The following is a 1,420-nucleotide window of genomic DNA, read 5'->3' as shown; positions in this document are numbered from 1 at the left end:
CCATGAACCGTGCGAGAAGCAGGACGGGCTGGCGCCGGTGATGATGCAGCAGACCTTCGGAACATCCAACGACGACGCGGCGAAGTTCGACCCTGATTGGGTCAAACCGGACGGCAAGACCTGCCGATTCAACCCCTGGCCCGCACCGATCGCCTGAGCGGCGACCCCCGGCCGGGGAAGCTTCGCGCCCGGTTTGTCGTTGCCCCCATTAGCTGCTGTGATTGGCGGACGCGACGTTGAGGAGACTGCCCGGTGCCGATATCACTGCCGCCGCTGGTGGAGCCGGCCGGTGAGCTGACCCGAGATGAGGTGGCGCGCTACAGCCGGCACCTGATCATTCCCGATGTCGGCGTGACGGGGCAGAAACGACTCAAGAACGCCCGAGTGCTGGTGATCGGCGCCGGCGGGCTGGGGGCGCCCACGCTGCTGTATCTGGCTGCGGCCGGGGTGGGAACGCTCGGGATCGTCGACTTCGACGTCGTCGAGGAGTCCAACCTGCAGCGCCAGGTCATTCACGGCGTCTCCGACGTCGGCCGCGCCAAAGCTGAAAGCGCCCGGGACTCCATCGCCGAGATCAACCCGCTGGTGCAGGTGCGGCTGCATCAGGTGCGACTGGAGGCGTCCAACGCCGTCGACCTGTTCTCCCAGTACGACCTGATCCTGGACGGCACCGACAACTTCGCCACCCGCTACCTGGTCAACGATGCAGCGGTCCTGGCTCGTAAGCCGTACGTGTGGGGATCGATATTTCGGTTCGAAGGCCAGGTGTCGGTGTTCTGGGAGGACGCCCCCGGCGGCCGGGGACTCAACTATCGCGACCTGTACCCCGAGCCGCCGCCGCCGGGAATGGTGCCCTCATGCGCCGAAGGTGGTGTGCTCGGCGTGCTGTGCGCCTCAATCGGCTCGGTGATGAGCACCGAGGCGATCAAGCTGATCACCGGTATCGGGGAGCCGCTGCTGGGCCGGCTGATGATCTACGACGCCCTGGAGATGAGTTACCGCACTATCGCGATCCGCAAGGACCCTGCCACGCCGGCGATCACCGAGCTGGTCGACTACGACGTGTTCTGCGGGGCGGTCTCCGACGAGGCTGCCGCCGCGATCGCCGGTTCCACGATCACCCCGGTCGAGCTGCGGCAGCTGCTGGACTCCGGGCAGCCGTTGGCGCTGATCGACGTGCGGGAACCGGGAGAGTGGGCGATCAACCGCATCGAGGGGGCGCGGTTGGTCCCGCAATCGACGATCAACAGCGGCGAGGGGCTGGCGCAGTTCCCGCAGGACCGAATGTCGGTGCTCTACTGCAAGACCGGTGTCCGCTCAGCGGAGGTTCTGGCCGTGCTGAAGGAGGCCGGGTTCGCCAACGCGGTGCACCTGGGCGGTGGAATTGTGGCGTGGGCCAACCAGATGCAGCCCGACATGG

General features: G+C 66.8%; 2 protein-coding genes. Both read left to right on the top strand.

Features of this window, described 5'->3' with window-relative positions:
* On the top strand, positions 1-157 hold a 157-nt coding region (locus tag LI92_RS22750; RefSeq protein WP_152665583.1), incomplete at its 5' end, for a DUF3152 domain-containing protein.
* A gap of 95 nt (positions 158-252) precedes the next feature.
* Positions 253-1,420: adenylyltransferase/sulfurtransferase MoeZ (moeZ, locus tag LI92_RS21195; protein WP_152665582.1), on the top strand; the 1,168-nt coding region annotated here is incomplete at its 3' end.

The organism is Mycobacterium sp. UM_Kg1, from assembly GCF_000972925.1.
Classification (GTDB): Bacteria; Actinomycetota; Actinomycetes; order Mycobacteriales; family Mycobacteriaceae; genus Mycobacterium; species Mycobacterium hiberniae.
This window is presented reverse-complemented; position numbering and strand designations above follow the sequence as displayed.